Origin of the sequence: Paraglaciecola sp. T6c (genome assembly GCF_000014225.1) — a bacterium.
Lineage (GTDB): Bacteria > Pseudomonadota > Gammaproteobacteria > Enterobacterales > Alteromonadaceae > Paraglaciecola > Paraglaciecola atlantica_A.
This window is the reverse complement of record NC_008228.1, coordinates 327,316-347,499: the sequence shown is the minus strand read 5'-3', so window position 1 is coordinate 347,499 and position 20,184 is coordinate 327,316. Positions and strand designations below refer to the sequence as shown.

At 45.9% G+C, this 20,184-nt stretch carries 14 protein-coding genes; 10 read left to right on the top strand and 4 right to left on the bottom strand.

What is annotated here, in order from left to right; all coding sequences use genetic code 11:
• Positions 1 to 130: 130 nt before the first annotated feature.
• The 3 genes from PATL_RS01505 to PATL_RS01495 all read left to right on the top strand — a co-directional run bounded on the left by PATL_RS01505 (position 131) and on the right by PATL_RS01495 (position 6,319).
• Positions 131 to 2,524, top strand: a complete 2,394-nt coding sequence (locus PATL_RS01505; protein WP_011573225.1) for a TonB-dependent receptor — start codon at positions 131 to 133, stop codon at positions 2,522 to 2,524.
• Between the two features lie 33 nt (positions 2,525 to 2,557).
• Positions 2,558 to 3,955, top strand: coding sequence for a hypothetical protein (locus PATL_RS01500; protein WP_011573224.1), 1,398 nt, complete (start codon positions 2,558 to 2,560; stop codon positions 3,953 to 3,955).
• A gap of 390 nt (positions 3,956 to 4,345) precedes the next feature.
• On the top strand, positions 4,346 to 6,319 hold the full coding sequence (locus PATL_RS01495; RefSeq protein WP_041713148.1) for a BCCT family transporter: 1,974 nt from the start codon (positions 4,346 to 4,348) through the stop codon (positions 6,317 to 6,319).
• Between the two features lie 192 nt (positions 6,320 to 6,511).
• Here the strand turns inward: PATL_RS01495 and PATL_RS01490 are convergent, their stop codons facing one another.
• Positions 6,512 to 7,537, bottom strand: a complete 1,026-nt coding sequence (locus tag PATL_RS01490) for a LacI family DNA-binding transcriptional regulator (protein WP_011573222.1) — start codon at positions 7,535 to 7,537, stop codon at positions 6,512 to 6,514.
• A gap of 199 nt (positions 7,538 to 7,736) precedes the next feature.
• Here PATL_RS01490 and manD point away from each other — a divergent pair, with 199 nt between their 5' ends.
• From manD to PATL_RS01455, 7 genes are all read left to right on the top strand, one after another.
• On the top strand, positions 7,737 to 8,954 hold the full coding sequence (gene manD / locus PATL_RS01485; protein ID WP_041714173.1) for a D-mannonate dehydratase ManD: 1,218 nt from the start codon (positions 7,737 to 7,739) through the stop codon (positions 8,952 to 8,954).
• Positions 8,955 to 9,005: 51 nt separating this feature from the next.
• Positions 9,006 to 10,145 (top strand): Gfo/Idh/MocA family protein, encoded by a 1,140-nt coding sequence (locus PATL_RS01480; protein ID WP_011573220.1) that lies wholly within the window; start codon positions 9,006 to 9,008, stop codon positions 10,143 to 10,145.
• A gap of 11 nt (positions 10,146 to 10,156) precedes the next feature.
• The gene (locus PATL_RS01475) at positions 10,157 to 11,929 is read left to right on the top strand and encodes a sodium:solute symporter family protein (RefSeq protein ID WP_011573219.1); all 1,773 of its coding nucleotides are present in this window, start codon (positions 10,157 to 10,159) and stop codon (positions 11,927 to 11,929) included.
• A 3-nt stretch (positions 11,930 to 11,932) separates the two neighbouring features.
• Positions 11,933 to 12,880 (top strand): hypothetical protein, encoded by a 948-nt coding sequence (locus PATL_RS01470; RefSeq protein WP_011573218.1) that lies wholly within the window; start codon positions 11,933 to 11,935, stop codon positions 12,878 to 12,880.
• A gap of 475 nt (positions 12,881 to 13,355) precedes the next feature.
• Positions 13,356 to 13,742, top strand: a complete 387-nt coding sequence (locus PATL_RS01465; protein ID WP_011573217.1) for a GreA/GreB family elongation factor — start codon at positions 13,356 to 13,358, stop codon at positions 13,740 to 13,742.
• A 44-nt stretch (positions 13,743 to 13,786) separates the two neighbouring features.
• Complete coding sequence (gdhA, locus tag PATL_RS01460) at positions 13,787 to 15,139, top strand: NADP-specific glutamate dehydrogenase (protein ID WP_011573216.1); 1,353 nt, start codon at positions 13,787 to 13,789, stop codon at positions 15,137 to 15,139.
• A gap of 94 nt (positions 15,140 to 15,233) precedes the next feature.
• On the top strand, positions 15,234 to 15,680 hold the full coding sequence (locus PATL_RS01455; protein WP_011573215.1) for a DUF2798 domain-containing protein: 447 nt from the start codon (positions 15,234 to 15,236) through the stop codon (positions 15,678 to 15,680).
• Positions 15,681 to 15,718: 38 nt separating this feature from the next.
• Here the strand turns inward: PATL_RS01455 and PATL_RS01450 are convergent, their stop codons facing one another.
• The 3 genes from PATL_RS01450 to PATL_RS01440 are packed head-to-tail and all read right to left on the bottom strand — an operon-like array spanning position 15,719 to position 19,834.
• Positions 15,719 to 17,134 carry a TolC family protein gene (locus PATL_RS01450; RefSeq protein WP_011573214.1) on the bottom strand — a complete coding sequence of 472 codons (1,416 nt, stop codon included), beginning with the start codon at positions 17,132 to 17,134 and terminating at the stop codon, positions 15,719 to 15,721.
• Positions 17,134 to 18,162 (bottom strand): efflux RND transporter periplasmic adaptor subunit, encoded by a 1,029-nt coding sequence (locus tag PATL_RS01445; RefSeq protein ID WP_011573213.1) that lies wholly within the window; start codon positions 18,160 to 18,162, stop codon positions 17,134 to 17,136. The genes PATL_RS01450 and PATL_RS01445 overlap by 1 nt, the downstream gene beginning before the upstream one ends.
• Positions 18,155 to 19,834 (bottom strand): ABC transporter transmembrane domain-containing protein, encoded by a 1,680-nt coding sequence (locus tag PATL_RS01440; RefSeq protein ID WP_011573212.1) that lies wholly within the window; start codon positions 19,832 to 19,834, stop codon positions 18,155 to 18,157. Before PATL_RS01440 ends, PATL_RS01445 begins: the two co-directional genes overlap by 8 nt.
• Between the last annotated feature and the right edge of the window lie 350 nt (positions 19,835 to 20,184).

Sequence of the window (20,184 nt, the reverse complement as noted above, 5' to 3'; positions counted from 1 at the left end):
TTCGGCGCTGGCTTGCCCTAAAGGCATTCGATGAATTCACTTATTATTTGGTTTTGCGCCCTTTCAATTGGTTACAATATAACATAACATTTGATAAATGATACAATATAACATCACACGGGAACATAAAATGAATAGGATATCTCCTCTAGCAGCCCTAATAAGCGTGCTATTGCCAGCCAGTGTTTTAGCGCAAACCATTGAAGGCACAGTAGTTAATAATGATGGCCGAGCGGTTGCTGGAGCAACGGTAGAAGTAGAAGGTGTCGGCATTGAAACTATCACCGACCAAGAAGGCCGTTTTACGTTCACAGAGTTAACGCAAGGTAAGAACGAGCTACATATTTCTTCACCGGGCTTTGCCCATCTACATCAAGATATTTCGGTGCCAGAACAAGGCACGAGGCAAATAGAATTTATTCTGCAGCGCTCGCCTATCGAAGTAATTGACGTATACGCCACACCCATTCATATGTCGGTGATGGAATCAGCGTCTCCTGTGAGTGTGTTATCAGGCGAAACCTTGCGCCGTCAACAAGCCTCGACATTGGGTGACAGTTTAGAAAAGCTTCCTGGGGTGCAATCAAACTTTCATGGAGGTGTCGCAAGTACCCCTATCATCCGTGGTCTAAGCGGCCCCCGGGTGCTGATCTCACAGAACGGTTTAGACGTCAGTGATGTATCAAGAGTTGGGCCGGACCACTCGGTAGCAAGTGAAGCGTCGACATCTCAACAAATTGAAGTGCTGCGCGGTCCTGCCACATTATTTTACGGTAGTGGTGCTGTTGGTGGCGTAGTTAACGTAGTCGACGGTCGAGTACCTAGTGACAACACCACTCGCGGCGAATGGTTACTCGAAACCAGCTCGGTTGATGATAAAAAGCTTGGCTCATTTAACGTGACCACTGGCTATGAGTCATTTGGGTTTTACGCCGATGGCTATTGGCGAGAATCAAATGATTATGACGTTCCGGTGGCACCAGATGCTGACTCAAACGAGCCCCAAGAGCACGTGGTTAAGAACAGTTCAGAAAAATCTGATGGCATCACCTTAGGTGCTAGCTACCTAATGGACCAAGGATACATAGGTGTGGCCGTTGAGCAATTTAACCGCGAGTATGGCATACCCGGGCATTCGCACGGAGGCGAAGACGAAAGCGTTTACGCTGATTTAGAACAAACCCGCGTACAGCTTTTAGGTGAGTTAAACCTTGATAACGAATGGCTCAGCAAGATTAACTTACGCGGCGGTTTTACCGACTATGAACACGCGGAAATAGAAGAAGGCGCTGTTGGCACTTTATTCGAAAACGAAACACATGAGCTAAAGCTCGACTTTATTCATACCCCATTTGCTGATTGGAACGGTGGGCTCAGTATTCATTACAAAAACAGTGATGTTGCTGCTCAAGGCGAAGAAGCATTTACGCCGCCCTCAGAAGCGCAAACCATTGCTTTAGCCATCATGGAAGAAAAACACTTTGGTGACGTGTTATTGCAATTTGGTGCCCGCATTGAGCGTGTCACTATTGATGCAAATAACGTGTTGTTGCCAACGCTTGAAGCGCACGCCCACGACGACGAAGCTGAAGAAGATGAGCACGATCATGACCACGAGCATGAAGAAGAAGCCTCTGTCACACGCGTTTTCGAGCTAGATCACGAATTTACTCCAGTGAGCTTATCCGCGGGCTTAGTGTGGGACTTTACACCGGGTTACAACCTAGGATTGTCAATTTCACGCTCTGAACGTGCCCCTTCTGCAGCTGAACTGTTGTCCTTCGGCGCGCATATTGGTACGGGTACCTATGAAGTGGGCGCACTTTTCGCCTTAAATGACGAAGGTTCAAGTATCGGCCTCACCTCAAAAGATATCGATCTTGAAACCGCCAACAATATCGATCTCACATTACGTAAAACCCAAGGAGACATTGGGTTCGTATTCAACGCGTTCTACAACCAAGTGGACAATTATTACTACCAAACAGCCACGGGTTTGTTTGCCGAAAGCGGCCACGATCATGAACACGAGCATGAAGAAAGCGGTGTCGAAGAAGACGAGCATGCAGACGAATTACCGGTTTATATTTTTCAAACTGATGACGTCATTTTACATGGGTTTGAGGCACAAATAGCCTGGCAAGCAACCGATGAATTCAAAGCAACCTTGTTCTCAGATTACGTGCGCGCACGTTTAAAAGACGGTGGAGACTTACCCCGTACGCCACCACTGCGCTTTGGTACACAATTTAGTTATCAAACTGCACATTTGAGTGCGCATTTAGATATCACCCGCTACCAAGAACAAGATCGTGTTTCATCTGACGAAACCAGCACCAGTGGCTACACCTTGATCGATGCGAGTGTGTCTTATTACCTACCTGTTTTTAGTCACGATATTGCCGTTTTTCTTAAAGGCAATAACCTGACTGACACTGAGGCCAGAGTTCACACCTCATTCTTAAAAGACATTGCACCACGTCCGGGACGCAGCATTTCTGTTGGCATCAGAGGCAACTTCTAGCTCAAAACTCAATTACATAAAAAGGAATATACAATGACTATCACACATAAATTTAATCTTCTCGCCGTGGCGATTGGCGCAATACTTCTCACAGGTTGTGGTGACGCAGAAACCACCCTCATCGAAAAGGATCCAATAGAAGTACCTAATGATGACCATGACGATGATCATGACCACGACGACAATGATGAGTTTCTAATTGATTCAATGGGGCGTATTGCGGTGCTTTCTGGCGAAAGTAACGTAGCCAGTATTTTTGATTTAGACGACAGTGAACTATTAGACACCTTCAGCCTAATTCACACCTCAAACACCCTAACTTCATCTGCAGACTATCGTTTCGCTGTTATCGCTAGCCGAAGCGAAGACTATGTTGGCTTTATCGACGGTGGTATGTGGCAAGAAGATCACACCGCGCATTTGCACGATTATGAGCAAAGCCCTGCCATGAGCGACTTTGAGGTCGCCGGAAGCCGTCCTACGCATATTTTAAGTCATGATGGTCAATTGGCGGTGTTTTTTGACGGTGACGCGGATGCAGGAACACCAGCATCAGTGAAAGTTGCCACAGATACGCAAATAAGCAGTGAAACAGATCCACTGCCAACGCTAGATTACACCGTGAATATGCATGGCGTAGCCGAAGCTCGAGGGGAATATCTGCTCGCTACCATTCGCCGTGATGACGCTGAAAGCACCTCTGCTGCGAAAATTCTACCGGACCAAGTAGGCGTCTATCACTTGCATGACGACGAGTATGAGCAAGAACAGGTACTTGACGTATTGTGCCCTGACTTACACGGGGCTGCACAAAACGAAGATTACGTTGCATTTGGTTGTACTGATGGAGTACTTGTGGCCCATGAGCATGACGGCGAATACGAAGCAGAAAAAATCGCCAATATCGATATACTAGATGGCCTACGCATTGGTACGTTATACGGCCATGAAGAAAGCGAATCACTGATTGGTGTCGCATCTGGTCACGGCGGCGGTGAAGCTACGCTAATCGCTGTAAACCCATCACAAGGCACCATGGAAGAGCTCGAGTGGCAGCCTGAAAGCCCAGCGGATCCTGTATCCTATGCATTCTCTCATGAAGGCGATGCCTTTTTAGTCCTCGACAGCGAAGGCTATTTGAATGTGCTAGAAGCCCATGAAGAAGACGGGGGGCAGCACTGGGAACTACACGCGCGTTTAGATATCACTGAAGAGGATGTATCCACCATGCCAGAAGGCATGTCGTTTAGCATGACAGTAGCGCAAAATGGTCATTACGTGTATATCGCAGATCCTATTGCACAGCATATCCTACAAATTGACCTTGAAACGTTAACCATCACAAGTGACATCGAACTCGATTTTGCCCCTGACAGCATCACTTGGTTAGGAATAGCAGAGGCCGACCACGATGAGCATGACCACGATTAATAAGTAACGAGGAAAATCACAGCGCAGCTAAACGTTAGCTGCGCTACTGGTGTACATTGCAAGGCACTTCTTTGATGCTTGCACGCAACGTCATTCATTTTGAACCTAGAACCTTACATCTGCTGTCTATGCCCCATGGCGCTGCTAGCTTGTGCGCTATACGCAATATGCAATACGCAATATGCAAATCAATCGCTTAGCACTTGAGCGGTCACTCGCAGTTATCTTTTTTATTTTACGATTGAACCAAACTGACGATTTTCAGTGATTTTTTTTCATATTTTTGACTTTTAAGATCTCACTTGTGCATGTGGTACTATAAAAACACAAGTTGGAACAAGCTGTTGCGCCTCAGCGTATTTAAAGCAGCGACAGAAAAAGGTAAACAGATTGAATCCTATCGCTTCTTCTAAACATCTGAATAAAATTGTTTTTCTTGGGGCATCAAGCGTGATTGTCGCTTTACTCCTTTTTGCGTTGATCTCCCCTGAATTTGCAGACCAAACCTTTTCACAGGTGCAATCTACTATCGTTGATAACGGCAGTTGGTTTTATGTATTGACCGTGGCGAGCATTTTGATGTTTGTGTTGTACTTGGCGGTATCACGCCATAGCCAGGTCAAACTTGGGCCAGACCATTCAGAGCCTGACTATTCCTTTATTTCTTGGCTTTCCATGTTGTTTGCTGCGGGTATGGGCATAGGGTTGATGTTTTTCGGCGTGGCTGAGCCATTGATGCACTTTTTAGCCCCACCCACGGCACCCCCCAGCACCATTGAGGCTGCGCGTGAAGCGATGAAAATGACGTTCTTCCATTGGGGACTGCATGCTTGGGCCATATACGCTGTAGTCGCGCTCATTCTAGCCTATTTCAGTTACCGCCACGATTTACCTCTGACCTTACGTTCAGCCCTGTACCCTATTATTGGTGAGAAAATTTATGGCTGGCGGGGGAATGTAGTCGATATTTTTGCCGTCATCAGTACTATTTTTGGTGTCGCCACGTCTTTGGGCTTAGGGGTCACGCAAATTAGCTCAGGTCTTAATTACTTGTTTGGCTTTCCGGTGTCAGAAGGCTATCAACTACTATTAATTTCTGCCATTACGGGTTTGGCGATTGTGTCTGTTGTCAGTGGTTTAGATAAGGGAATACGTATGTTATCTGAACTCAATATGCTTCTGGCTGTGGGCTTATTGTTGTTTATTTTATTGGTCGGCCCGACGGTGTTTTTGCTACAAGCGATGCTGCAAAATACTGGCGCATACCTGTCTGATTTAGTGCGTAATACCTTTAACTTATTTGCTTATGATAAGAAAGATTGGTTAGGCGGTTGGACCATATTTTACTGGGGTTGGTGGTTAGCATGGGCACCGTTTGTAGGGGTGTTTATCGCGCGAATTTCCAAGGGCCGTACTATCCGCGAATTCCTGATTGGCGTGCTGTTGATCCCCTCAATGTTTACGCTCGCTTGGATGACCATTTTCGGTAACAGCGCGATTGAGTTAGTACTGAATCAGGGCAGCACAGAGCTGGTCAAATTAGCCACAGATAACACGCCGGTGGCGCTGTTCTTATTCCTTGAGCACTTTCCTTGGTCTAACGTGATATCCGGTGTAGCAGTGCTGATGATTGTGGTGTTCTTCGTGACCTCTTGCGATTCAGGCGCAATGGTGGTGGATATGTTGTGCTCGAACGGCCAAAATGACACCCCAGTGTGGCAACGTATTTACTGGGCGGGAGGCGTTGGTTTAGTGGCGGCTATTTTGTCAATGGCTGGCGGCTTGAGTGCCTTGCAAACCATGACCATTGCTAGCGCTTTGCCGTTTGCGGTGATATTAATCATTGCTATGTATGGCTTAATCAAAGCCTTGCGGGTAGAGGAGTTTAAGCGCGCAAGTATGACCTTGCATGCCCCTTCTGGACAAATTAATGCGGGCAACGACAGCTGGAAAGAGCGTTTGCAAACCATCGTCGACTTCCCAAATAAAACAACTGTAGAGCGTTTTGTTGAGCAAACGGTTAAACAGGCATTTGATTCGGTGGCCCAAGAGTTAACCCTTAAACATATCGAAGCAGAGATCAGCCAATCAACAGAATCCGTGACACTAACCGTTAAACATGGCGAAGACGCCGAGTTTATTTATGCGGTATACCCAACTATTCACCACATGCCTGAGTATAGCCAATCAAGTGATTCGCAAGCAGAGGACTCAGCTGACGAGAATACTTATTATCGGGCCGACGTACATTTAAGTGAAGGTGGGCAAAACTACGACATCATGGGCTGGTCTAAAGTCGCGGTTATCAACGATATTATCGACCAGTATCATCGCCATCTGCACTTTTTGCATTTAGCGGGATAGGCCGTATAGGCCCAAGGGCTCATTTAAGCCTTTAGGGCGCAAAAACAGCATTGTCAGATTGCAAAAAACCGACTTCTTAGTCGGTTTTTTTATACCTCCACCAAATTCATTAAATTCAACTCCAACAAATAAATACTCAGTGGCTAACTATTTTCTGAAATGAGTCTAAACCGTTTTAGTCGAGTCATGAAATTAGCTGTATTTTTTTGCCTTTGGCGCAGTGCAGGATTGCCTTTCGGTGATAGAGCAAGAGATCATGATTTTCTGTGAATGCCTGTTTTTGTCATTTACCTTCTCTAGTAATAGCTTGGCGGCTTCTTTGCCTATGATGTAGGGCTCCTGTTTGATAACGGTCACAGGGACTTTGAAAAACTCTGCCATGGGGATATCGTCGAACCCAATTAGGGATACGTCATCGGGTATAGTGATGTTTTCTTGATTTAAGTGCGTTAATAGTTCGGTGGTAATGGCCAAGTGTTGGGTAAAAAAAGCAGTGGGCGCGGCGGCTGACTCAAGCACACTCTTTGGTGAGTGATCAAAGCCTGTTTCTCGTTGCCAGTACTGGATTAACGCAGGATCTTGAACAATGTCGTATTTTTTAAGGGCTGCGACATAGCCTGAGTAGCGCTCGTTTCTGGATTTCACATTCTTAAAATCTTGAGTCATAAAGCAAATGCGCTTATGACCCAGTTTGATTAAGTATTCGGTGGCATCAAAAGCGGCTTGTCGATAATCAGACAGGATCAAATTTTTCTCACTGCCATCATGCTCCAATTGAAAATGCACTATGGGCATGCCCTTGTCTATATACTCAGATATTAACGTATTATTCTGTCCCGACGAGGCAATAATGATCCCATCGACGCGCATCTGGTATAACGCTTCAAGCGATTTTGCTTCGGTTTCAGGGTCAAAATCTGTGTTGTAAATTAACGCGTTGTAATCACACCCTTTGCAAAAGTCATCTACTCCTCGGATCGTTCTGCTGGTATCAAAGCCGGTAATATCACGCACGATCACCCCAATAGTCTTGGTCTTATCAGCTTTTAAGTTTCTCGCGATCGGATTCGGTACATAGTCCAATTCTTTGATTGCGGCGCGAATGCGTATTTGGGTCTCCTTCGACATATAGTCAAATCGGCCATTAAGGTATTGAGATACGGTACTTTTTGAGACGGAAGCAAGCTGAGCAACGTCGATAAGTTTTACTTTTGCCATTGTTTGATTTTTCAGCACATGAGGTAGCTTGGTGTGTTGACATACTGCGGGATTATGCTAATTTGTTCAACTAAACCGGTTTAGTAGGTGTTTTGCTAAACATTTCGGAGCATTTTTGCCACACACAGAGCGTGTCAGCATTGCTATGTGGGGCAAATCGTTAGCAGCTCATGCGAAGATGATGATAAGAGGATGTCAGTTGAAAATTACCCAAGTGAAGGTGTTTGTTTGCAGCCCAGGCCGAAACTTCGTTACCGTTAAAGTGATCACCGACGAGGGGATATTCGGCTTAGGCGATGCAACGCTTAACGGCCGTGAAATGGCGGTCGTTGCGTATCTTGAAGAGCATGTTGCGCCTTGTTTAGTTGGTCGAAATGCCCACGATATTGAAGACATCTGGCAGTATTTATACAGAGGTGTTTACTGGCGCAAAGGCGCTGTGAACATGGCAGCTATTGCTGCGATTGATATGGCCCTGTGGGATATCAAAGGCAAAGCCGCAAATATGCCAGTTTATCAATTACTTGGTGGTAGAAGCCGCCGAGGCGTAACCTTATATGCCCATGCCAGTGGTGAAACGATTGACGATACCCTAGACAAAACCGCAGAGCATATTGCCCAAGGCTTCAAGGCTGTGCGCCTACAATGCGCAGTGCCAGGGTTGAATGTGACGTATGGCGTACTTGGCGATAAGGCCGATTACTTTGAGTTGCAAGGCAGCAGGCCGTTACCCCCAGAAGAAGATTGGTCGACGCAAAAATACTTCAACATGGTAGTGGATTTGTTTAAACAAGCTAGAGAGCGCTTTGGTAACGACGTGCATTTATTACATGATGTGCACAGCCGCTTGACGCCTATTGAATCTGCGCGTTTAGGCAAATTACTTGAGCCGTACAATTTGCTATTTTTGGAAGATGCGTCGATCGCTGAAAACCAAGACAGCTACAAAATCATACGCCAACACACCACCACTCCACTGGCGATTGGTGAAACCTATAACACCATTTGGGACTGCAAAGACCTGATTCAAAATCAGCTGATTGATTACATTCGTGTAGCAGCGACCCACGCTGGTGGTATTACTCCCCTTCGCCGCATTGCCGACTTCGCCAGTATTTATAACGTAAAAACCGCCCCTCACGGCGCACCAGACCTCTCTCCTGTGTGTTTTGCTGCCCACATGCATTTAAATTTGTGGGCACCCAATTTTGGTATTCAAGAATTTGTTGGTTTTGGCAATGCGCACTCCAGGCGGATTTTTAAACACACAGTAGAAGTGAAAGACGGTTTGGCAAACGTCAGCGAGGCCCCAGGCCTTGGAATAGATTTTGACGAACAAGCCGCGAAAGAATATCCCTATAAACGCTCGTATTTGCCGGTCAGCAGGTTGGAAGATGGCACTGTATGGAATTGGTAATTCAGCATGTTTAATTATGAATTTAGTCTTTGATAAGTAGAGATAAATAGCATGAGTAAAAGCATAAAAGTATTAATACAAGGTACAGGTTTCGCTGGGCAAGGCCACGCAGATGCGTTTAGGTCGGTCGGCGCTGAGGTGGTGGGTATTGTCGGCAGAACGCAAAGCGTTGTCGAACAAGTCGCTAAAGACATGGATATTCCTTTTGCTGGCACAAATTGGCAGGAGGCACTGGCTGAATGTAAGCCTGATGTGGTGTCTATTGCCACGCCAGGTGGGGCTCATGAGGAAGCGATTACCCAAGCCATTGAGTTTGGATGCCACGTGTTTAGCGATAAGCCTTTGACCGCGACTGGCGAGTCCGCTAAAAAGCTACATGAATTAGCGCTTGAGAAGAACGTAAAAACAGCTTTCGCGGCCAGTTTTAGGTACATGCCTGATGTCATATACGCTAAGCGAATTGTGGCGGCGGGAGCCATAGGCGAGCCACTAGAAGTGGAGTGTATTTCGCACTTCAATTTAGAGCGAGATATTCCCTTTGGATGGTCGCATCGTAAGGAAGACGGCGGCGGGCGTTTGAATAATAACTTTACCCATAAGCTTTCGATTGTCACTTCAATCATCGGTGAAAAAATACTGTCGGTAATGGGCGAGGTGCGTGATGACTTAGGGCGAGCACCAATAGTGGAAGGTGTGCACAACTTCAAAAAGCGCCGTGATTATATTCCTGACGATCTCAATGACCCCGCTTTAAAATGGGGAGAATCAAATGTGGAATGGTCATATACGGTGCTAGCGAAACTCGAAAGCGCATTGGCCGAAAAGCCGGTATCTGTGTTGTTCAAGCATGGCGGTTTGCATCCGCGTTTCAATGAAGATCATATTGTTATTTATGGCAGCAAGGGCGCTATTTACATCAAAGGTCATTATGGCAGCGGCCCTTTGTATTTTTACGACTGTAATAACCATTGGACGCGGTTGCCGTTACCGGATGATATCGTCGAAAACACCCCACAGGGCGAAGGCGATACAGAGCGTAATTGGCGCTACCTTATTCGCGAGTTAGTTAAAGATATTCGAGGGGAAAAGGTACTTCCCTATCAAACGTTTAAAGAAGGTGCTCAATATCAACAACTAATTGATATTATTCGTAAAAATGATAATTGGGTTGACGTTAGTCATCTTCAATAAAAGGCCTTTTCATGTTTTATGAATACTTGGTTATCGCTGGCTACTTTTTATTGATCCTGGGCATTGGTTTTGCCTTTAAGAATATGGCGAAAAACTCCACCAGTGATTACTTTCGTGGTGGTGGTCGCATGTTGTGGTGGATGGTTGGCTCGACGGCGTTTATGGCGCAATTTTCCGCATGGACATTCACAGGGGCTGCGGGCAAGGCTTTTACCGACGGCTTTGCAATTAGCTTGGTATTTTTCGCCAATACCATTGCTTATTTTTGTGGCTGGGCGTATTTCTCGGCACGCTTTCGCCAGATGCGGGTTGATACCCCAACAGAAGGTATTAAACGGCGTTTCGGTAGCCAAAACGAGCAATTCTTTTCTTGGGCGTTAATCGTTTTTAGTTTTATCAACGCAGGTGTGTGGCTAAACGCATTAGGCGTATTCGCCAGCGCCGTGTTTGAAGCGGACATTACCTTAACCATAATCGTGACCGGGTTAACCGTGGTGTTCGTATCGGTGCTGTCTGGTGCTTGGGGCGTTGTGGCATCTGACTTTGTGCAAACCCTTATCGTAGCGGTTATCTCGGTGGCGTGTGCCATCGTTGCCCTCGTGATGGTGGGCGGCCCAGTCGAACTGGTAGAAAACTTTCCAACCGATTTTGTGATGGGCCCTGATATGAACTACGGGGTAATTTTAGTCGGTACCTTTATCTTCTTTTTGGCCAAGCAAATGATCACCATCATGAACATGCATGACGCCTTTCGATTTTTAAACGCAAAGGACTCAGACAATGCCCGCAAAGCCGCACTGCTGGCCATGGTATTGATGGGAATTGGCAGCATAGTGTGGTTCATACCGCCTTGGGCGTCAGCGATTTTATACCCTGATGCGGCGGCGTCATACCCTGAATTAGGCAACAAAGCGGCCGATGCGGTGTATTTGGTGTTTACCCGAAACGCTATGCCGATGGGTACTGTTGGTTTGTTACTCGCAGGGTTATTTGCTGCAACAATGTCGTCGATGGACTCGGCATTGAATAAAAACGCCGGTATTTTTGTGCGCAGTATTTACCAACCCTTTTTGCTTAAAAAGAAAAAGAACGTAGGTGACAAACAACTGCTAACGGTCAGTCGTTGGGTGAGCTTCATCAGCGGCATTCTGGTCATTGTGGTGGCACTGTTCTTTAAGTCATTGAAAGAACTAAGCCTGTTTGAGCTGATGATGAGTGTATCGGTAATGGTCCAAGTGCCGTTACTCGTACCATTAATCTTCGGCTTGTTCGTAAGGAAAACGCCGAACTGGGCACCTTGGGTAACGGTGATAATCGGTATGCTGGTATCGTATTTAACGGCCAACGTATTCACCCCACAAGTATTTGCCAATTGGATAGGCTTAGAGCAAGCCTTTACGCGCCGGGAATCAATCGACGTTAATTTGATGATTACCATCGCCGCGCACTTAGTGATCACCGCAGGGTTCTTTTGTTCAACTTCGTTTTTCTACCAAGAGGAACGAGACGAGCATAAAGAAGGAACAGATCGCTTCTTTACCGATCTAGAGACGCCTGTCATTGCCGACTTCGAACAAGACGAATACGACAAACAACAACGCCACAAATTGGGCTCCATGGTGATGTTTATGGGAGGCGGTATGGTCGTAATGATGTTGATACCCAACCCGATGTGGGGTCGCATGGTATTCGGCTTGTGTGCGATAACCATTTTAGTAATGGGTTATTTGTTAAGAAATAGCGCTAAGCCAAAGCGTGATTCGCTTCAGGCAGAAAAGGGGTAATCAATGTTCAGCTTAACAACAAAACATCTTGCATCCATGCTGGTCATAGCAAGTGTTGCAACAAGCGTAGGCTGCAACACGCGCGGTGATAGCAATGTACACACTGCTCAAAAAGCAATGGAGACCAGCCCAACATTAGTTACCCTTACTCATGGGGTTGATGAGTCAGCGGGCGAGCTTCCAGCGTATATTGTGAAAATAGCCAACGCGACTTTCTATCTTGAAAAGCAAGGTGGCGGGCTGTCGAGCCTGCTTGACGCTGATGGTGTCGATTGGATTGGCTTTAATAACATTGAAGGCACTGGTTGGAAGGGTGAGTATCGGGGTTTTCCAAACGCCGTACATAAACAAGATGGTAGTTATTTTCACGCCATGAATGCAGGGACAGACCCCTCTACCTCAAAAGTAACCATTGAAACCGCTGAGCACGTTCAAATTGTTTTCACTTCAAGCAATGCAAAATGGCAAGGCCAGTGGGACTTTTACCCAGACAGATGCGATTTTACCATGACAAAAGTGAGCGAAGGTTATCACTATTGGGTGCAGTACGAAGGCGTCCCCGGCGGACTCATGAATGAAAGCGATTTTTGGTATAACTCAGCAGATGACCAGCCACACCCGATCAACGAATCATTCAAGGGCGATTTACCCACCCCAGAATGGTTTGCCTTTGGTGATGAAAAATCACCGCGCATGTTGTATTTGTTACACCACGAAGATGAAGTTCAGCCTGGTCATAAGCAAGCAGATAAGATGCAGTTAAAGGATAAGCCGCTAGAAGATAGCCACTCTGATGATTACGTGAGTCGCCCTTATATGACGGTGCTGGGTTTTGGCCGCAGCAATAAAGACAAGTTCCTTAATACCCCACAACGCTTTTCAATTGGGTTTGTTGAATCGACCCATTACGCAGATCTTGATGAAGCCGTTAAAAATCTAGTCGCCAAGTAAACCAGGGGGTTAGCACTGAACTGATAATGCAAAGAACGGTGTTAAAAATACACCCTATTTTGACTGTTGTATTTATTTTTAAGCGAGCTATCATCGAGTACATACGTCGAGGAAATCATGTTTAAGAATAGCAACATCAACTTCATAAAGAGTAACCTACTCACCTTACCAAATTAAGCCGAGCGTAGTCCTTACGCTCGGCAGCTGTCCCTTTTTGTTTGTTTTTAGTCATCAGTTCGGTTGGATAATTTGCCGTGCTTATGCGTATTTTAAAATCGTTTAAAACCTTACTTTGTCCACCTGACTTTATGCTGCAAGACGCAGACTCACGGATTTTATTAAATCCTATGGCGCTATCTTCGCTGTTAAATCGCTTAGCGTTTTGTGACGGCAAAGGCGCAAAGAAAAACAAAAGTAGCCAGACAACGTAAGGGGCTTAATCGAGTTTTTTTAGTTAACACGAAGAAAAGAGATTATGGAAAAACAACCAGACATTATTATTTCTACTGCCGATTTGGCAGAACTTGAATACCAACTTGAGCGCTCTAAATTGCCCGATGATGCTATCCGGGCGATCGAAAACGAGTTAGACCGAGCAACCATAGTGGCGTGTAAAGACCTACCAGAAAATGTGGTCGCCATTGGTAGCCAGGTCACGTTTAAGATTTTAGATAGTCAAAAAGTATTTACCAAAGCCTTATGCTTACCCCATGACAGCGTAAAGTTTGAAGACAGCATTTCAGTCTTCGCGCCGATAGGCTCGGCGTTGATTGGTCTTAGCACAGGCCAATGCATTAAATGGCAAACCCAGCGCGGACAGCAGTCTGTGGAAATTATCAAGGTAGAAAGTAGAAAGCGCTAGAGAGCTCAACCGACATAAGCAAAGCAAAATAAAGAGGGTAATGAATGACATATATTCAACAAACAATAACGGATTTGAAGCTCAGTACTCCGGCGCAGTCTGAGTTTTATCAGGCAGTTGAAGAGGTGTTGCATTCGCTGGAACCACTGCTAGAAAAGAACCAATACTATCAACAGCAAGCCATTATCCAGCGCATAGTGGAGCCCGAGCGCCAAATTATGTTCCGTGTTCCTTGGGTGGATGACAATGGCGATATTCAAGTCAATAAAGGCTATCGGGTTGAATTTAATTCTGCGTTAGGCCCTTATAAGGGGGGGTTACGTTTTCACCCGACTGTAAACGCAGGCATTATAAAATTTCTCGGCTTCGAGCAAATATTCAAAAATGCATTAACAGGGTTGCCTATCGGTGGCGCTAAAGGTGGGTCTAATTTTGATCCCAAGGGTCGGTCTGACGCCGAGATCATGCGCTTTTGCCAGTCTTTTATGAGTGAGCTTTATCGCCACATAGGGCCCACTTGTGATGTTCCTGCCGGGGATATAGGAGTGGGTGCGAGGGAAATTGGCTATCTGTTTGGCCAATACAAACGCTTAACAGGTCGATACGAGGGCGTAATGACCGGTAAAAGTCTGCTGTGGGGCGGCTCATTAGTGCGAAAAGAGGCGACTGGCTTTGGCGCCGTATATTTTGCGGATTATATGCTTGAAGAGCGCGGCGATAATTTGCAAGGCAAGCGTTGTTTAGTTTCAGGGGCGGGCAACGTCGCTATTTATGCTATGGAAAAACTGTATCAACTAGGCGCTACACCGATAAGTTGTAGTGACTCTTCTGGCACGCTTTTTCATGACAGCGGAATAGATCTAAAATTAATCAAACGACTGAAAGAAGGCCGTCGCTGCGATTTGCTAGAGTACCTTAAAACCTATCCTGAGGCCCAGCATACAGCTGTTACTGATTATCCTCTTGACGGTCACGCAGTGTGGCGCTATCAAGCTGATGCAGCTTTTCCTTGTGCTACCCAAAATGAACTGACGCTCCAAGATGCTCAAGCGTTAATAGAAAACGGCTGCCAGTTGGTCAGCGAAGGGGCGAACATGCCCTCGACCAACGATGCAGTTGATATATTTTTAAATGCAGGCATTGCCTATGGTCCAAGTAAGGCCGCGAATGCTGGAGGTGTCGCTACCAGTCAGTTAGAAATGGCGCAAAACGCCAGTATGCAAACTTGGCGTTTTGAGCAGGTGGATCAAAGACTCAAACAGATCATGAAAAATATATTTATCGCGGCGAGTGAAACGGCCAAAGAATTTGGTGAAGATGGAAACCTAGTATTAGGCGCTAATATTGCCGGGTTTCGTCGCGTGGCTGATGCGATGATTGAGCAAGGGGTGATTTAAAAGAAACCTCAAAATAGTTGACTTTATCAACCACATGTTTATCATCCACGTTTCGAATTTCAATTATGGATCTAACGGACTGTGGGTAGACATCATGCATAAAACCTTGAAGAAAATTTTGCTTGTGGCCGCAATGGTCACACTCGTCGGCGGCACGTTTACTGGCATTATGACGTATTCAAACATTGGCTTTAGTGACGATTTTTCACGCCAGTGGACATTCTCGTTTATGCAGGCGGTGTGCGTGATTTTCCCTATGGGAGTGCTTATCATGTGGACAATGCACAAGGTCGTTGAGGCTTTTTTCGGGCGGTTATCGAGCTTACATAAAAATCTGATTTTTGGTTTTGGTATGGCGCTTAGCATGGAGGCCGTCATGGCGCTGAGTACAACGTATCGCAATATCGGCTTGGGCGACTGGCAACAATTTAGCCAAGCCTTTCTCGCTAGTTACTTGATGGTGCTGCCTGTTGCCTTGGTCCTTTCCCCCATTATGACCTTGTTAATAAAGCCTAAGATGGAAGCATTTTTAGCCAGCTAAAGATGCTGCGACCTGCTCTGACTGTGACCAAACAGCGATTACCTGATAGATAATGTATGCGCTCTAAGTGTTTTCTGAATAAATGGATGGTCTAAGACGGCGTTTATTTTAAGGAGCGCGAGCTCTTCACGAAACACATTAATACGTGTGGTAAGGGCTTTTAATTCCGCTTGAAATGCATCGGCTTCTCGATTGTTGAGCATAAAAAAATCGCTGGAGCCAAATTCAAACTGCCGCTGTTCTTGTTCAAAGAGCTTGCGTGATAAGACGACCTGCTTGGTTTGCATATCATGCAAGCGCTTGGCATAGGACAGATTCACCAGACGTTCTTGTCGTTTTGCATCAATTGATTGACGTAATGCGTTTGTTTTTGATTCCAGAGCGTAGATTTCATACTGAGTTCTACTCTTTTTGGCTTTGGCTTGCGTGCGGTCAAAAGGGACTGAAAAATACAAGCCTATCTTGGCCTCAGTGTCTTGCAAAGACGTAGGGCCTGAGCCTATGTCTCGCGCCACTTTGGCTTCGATATCGAGCTTAGGCAAAAGTGCCACCTGTGCCAAACGCATTTTTTGCTTGAGAGCTTGCATCTCTAGGGCTTTCGCCGCCAGAGCCGGGTGGTTATCTACATCACTGCTTTTTACCGCCAAATTAAATGACGCAGGCCAGGTGATTTTCGCTGCACTTTTAGGCGCTTGGCTCTGCTCATCGAATGCTTCGCCACTGTGCATGTAATAACGCAATTTCTGCATATTAGCGCGTACTTTGCGCTCAGCGGCAAGCAAGGACGATTGACGCTCTAGTAATCGGGTTTCAAACTCTAACAACTCAAATTCAGCCACATCGCCTTCTGCGACGCGGGTTTTTATGCCCTCTTGGCGATTAACGCTGACCGCGACTAACTGCTCGATTTTGTTGAAGTAACTAACGGCTTCTACCCAATCCAAGTAGGCCAATATGGCCGAGTAGTAAAACTCACTTTGGGCAAGTTTGGCTTCTTCGCTCCACATTTTATACTTGAGGCGAGCGCTGGCCATGGCGGTGCGTTTCTTGTCGGTGTCGCGGCCTTGTAGCAATGACAGCTTCACGCCCAATGAGGCTTCACCGCCGGATAGGGTCGCGTACTCTTGTTCGTACACAGGGAAATCGCCGTCAGAAATACGGTATTCAGAAAAGATTTCCGCGTTGTATGCTTCAAGAGGCTTAGAGAACTTTTGACTTGCCTGCAAACCATCATAATAACCGGCGACGCGCGAAAAGCTGTTGTGTTCAAGTTTTGCGTCATAAGCACCATCCGCGTATTGAATGTCAGCACCGTACTGCCCTGTGGTGGCATCAATTGCGAGAATTTCTGGATGGTTATTGGCCACAGACGACAAGTATTGTTGCAAGGTAAATGCCGCTGATGACGCAGAAAAGCCGAGTAAAACTAAAGCACTTATCAGAACCCCATACATCAGGTTGAGCTCTCACTGGTTTCTCGCGAACGCACGGGAGGGAAGTTGTTTAATTGTCGCCATAACTCGTACCCTAACCTGACTTCCTCTAAGAGGATCCACGCCCTGACACGGCTCCCCAAACGTGCGCTTTCGTGTTCTGGCCAAGCCACTGTTGTATTCACAGGGGCAATCCACACAGTGAACATACCGAACTGGTCAGCGACCGGTTCAACGAACGACACCACACCCTCAAAGGTGCCGACTGACATGCCGGGCCAGCCACTAAATTGGAATGTTGGCCAACCTTCGAACTGGATACGTACTTTTTTGCCTTTGGTGGCTAATGCTGCGTCGAGACCATTAATTTTAATACTAATTTGGCGTTCAATATTCGCCGGAACAAACCAGCCTAAAATACTACCAGCCGTCACATAAGTCGCACTGCCGCCAGATTGGAGCCTAACGACTGTGCCGTCCATTGGTGCATACTTAGTACGCGTCTCTTGACGGGCCAATGTCATCTTAAGGGTATCAAGATCTTCTTCTGTTTTTGATGCTTCGGCCTTTAGCTTTTCAAGCGCAATTTCGACGGCTTCAACTTCTTTTTGCGAGACTAGCCCTTCTTTGAGTAACTTCTTTTGTCTTGATAAGTTACTAAGAGCATTTTGCACAGATAATTTGTTTGAAACGTAGCGCTGATTTGCGGCTACTTGTTGCGAACGCAGCTTTTCTAAACGGTCTGAATCTACATCGACCAAAGTGACGATAGGTTCGCCTTTTTTAACGTTGTCGCCTTCTCTAACGTGCCAGGTTTCAATTTGGCCATTGAGCAGAGCTGATATGGGCTGGATACGGTACAAAGGATCGGGGGAATTTACTGAGCCCGTACCGTAGGCGGTTTGCACCCAAGGGGTAAAGGTAAGCAATAATACTGCTGCGATGACTAAGGTTACGACCAGCCAGATAATGGTTGTATGGGTTTTAGGGACTTTCAAGCTTTTCAGCGTTTTCATGGCCCCCATGAAATCAGTATGGGCGTTACTCATGTTCTGCCTCCTGACTTGTATTTACATTGGGCTGGGGCTCTTTTTTGCTTTCTAACTCAATAATGCCATTAAAAAATGCCGGCGTTGGTGCATTCGAAAAATACAATACGGTTAGATCTGTTCTTTCTATCACGCCTAAAATACGCTCTCGTCTGATGGTCGGGATCGCATCGAAATGCTGGTTGATGACCAGCACTTTTGGCTTAGAAAGCATCACCACGACTAACTTTAGTAAGATAAATTCAAGTGGCTGCAAAGGTGTGCCTACCGACGAAATTGGCGTTTTGAGCTTTAGCGGCAACGAACTGATCACATCCGCTAAGCCGACTCTTTCTATGGTGGCGTTTATCTCACTGGTGGTTACATCGGGAACACACATGTGTATGTATTCTTCGATAGTACATTCGATAATTAATGAGCGGTCTAATACAAATACGGCTTGGCGTAAATCGTAGGTGTCGTAATCAGACAAGTCGCTATTATCAAGATTTATCCACCCAGAAGAGGGAACCTCATAGCGTTTGAGTAAGTTAACTATGCTGCGCTGGGTCCAATTGGTCTGAGTAGAGACAAAGTATTTATCCCCTTGTGCGATTTGTTTGTCGATAAGGCATGATTCGCTTTTACGCTTAATAATCACCTTATTGAAATCAAGTGCGCCGCCAGCTGGCGCAGGTTTGGATGTTTGTTCTAACGCCTCTTGAGGTATGTTGATAGCGCCGCCAATTTTGTCTGCGGTGCCATATAGCTCGTAATACAACTTTAAATAATGACTGAAGTTAGACAGCCCTAAGAATACTGCGGCCATAATCAACTCTGCGGCAACCAATTGCCCGATGGACAACTGACCAATAATGACCAACCAACCACCTAAACCAAGCAAAGCCGAGCTTGCCAGTGCGTAAAGCACCAGAAACATAACGACTTGTTTAAAGGTGAATGAGAAGTGGCGAGAGTGATTATCCACATACTCTGAAACGTAGCGCTCGGTTTTTTTGCCTGCATAATCAAATTGCGAAGACGATTTTAAAAAGTCGTTTGCTGATGCTAAGTTACTCAACCATTTCGCAGTCGTGTACTTAGACTCAGATAGGCGCACCGCTGTAACCTTTGCTTGAGTTGACCAGAGTCGCCAGATTGCATACATAATTAAAATGACGCACAAGTTGAATGCCAGCAGAAATGGGTGATAAAAAGAAACCAGAGTAAAACCGACAATCATCTGCAAGATCAATGCGATACCATCAACCATCAAACTAGGGACGTTCTTTTGCAATGTCATGATGTCGAAATAACGATGGGTGATTGATGTGTTTTGGCTGCCCTCAAAGTAGCTATGGGGAGCCAAGATAGTGCGCAAGCTTAGATCAGCGACTAAGCGTGCATAGATGCGCCGTTCATAATACTCCATCACCCGCATGCGTAGCGCTGCGAAACACCCCGACAGCAGCAAAGTACTAAACAACACGATGGCAAGGGTAATGACCGCGCGCGTTGAAGCGATATTGGCTATGGTGTTGATCAAGGTTTGTACGGCGATTGGCACAGCTAATGTCAATAGGCCAATCACTACGCTATAAGCGATGACGACAGCGAAAAAAGAACGTTCTGGTTTTAACAGCGCAAACAAGGTTTGGCGCAAGTTAACTAGGTCAATATTTTTGGAGGACATTTTTGGCTCGTCTTTTATGGCGTCAATACACGGTCAATTTCAATGTTGTTAACTTTATAAAAACTGAGCTACCACAGGAAAACTCTACAGTGAAAGGTAACTTGTACCCAATTCACGCTGGATAGCTTACTGATTTATTCGCAAAATTAAAATCGATTATCGCTGCTGAGCATATAAAACTGATTGATATTTAACGCGCTTTTACGTGAAAAACAGTAATTTGGCTCATTTATAGATATACAAATTCTATCGTGGGCACTGAGCGCTAATTTGCGCGGATGATGAATACTGCATACGCCGCTGTTACTGTCATTGCTGCTGATACATTTGAGTCGCTAAAAAAGCAAAGC